At 76.4% G+C, this 695-nt stretch carries 1 pseudogene; it reads left to right on the top strand.

The features are described from left to right. Window positions 1-695: pseudogene (locus NBZ85_RS31580) on the top strand (hypothetical protein); the annotation flags it as partial.

The raw sequence follows: 695 nt of genomic DNA on the forward strand, positions 1-695 counted from the left end.
GTTCTACCGTCTCCGCCGGCCGCGTCGCCCCCAACCGCCGCACCCGCCGCCTCGGCCCCAACAGCCACCACCGCCGCAGCCGGCTCGGCGATACCGGCCGGCTCGGCCACGTCCGCCACGTCGGCGGCCCTGGCCGCTTCCGGCCGCTACGCGGAGGCCGGCACGGTCAACAGCCTGCTGCGGGCCTGGTGTGCCCAGGCCCGAGCCGGCTCGCGAGTGTTGCTGACCCGTGCCACCACCGGGAACGCCGACGCCTGGGCAACGATGGATGCCTTCACCACCGAGCAGTCCGATCGGCTGACACCCATCCTCGCCGCCCTGCCAGCCGGCACGTCCGAAGCCGCACGGGCGACCCTTGACCTCATCGACGAGTTCCGCCGCGCTCTCGGCCTCCGCTTCCCACGAGCGACGGCCCCCGCCGCGACACAGCCCGCGAGCACCACACCCACGGCGGTGCCGACCAGTGCCCCGAAGGAGGCCCCACCGTCCGCCGAGCCGAGTGCGCCGACGTTCCCGGACGACGCCGAGTCGACCACCCCGCCGACGCCAGCCAGCAGGGTCGTCGGCACCCCCGATGAGGACGCGAGTCGCGGTAGGACCGAGGGAAGCCGGGCGGCCGAATCGGCCGAGCCGGCGGCGCCCGCCGCGCAGGGACAGCCGGGCGCGCCGAGCGCCGCGGCCCCGGCCAGGCAAGC

It is taken from the genome of Frankia tisae (genome assembly GCF_025403405.1).
In the GTDB taxonomy this organism is placed as follows: Bacteria; Actinomycetota; Actinomycetes; order Frankiales; family Frankiaceae; genus Frankia; species Frankia tisai.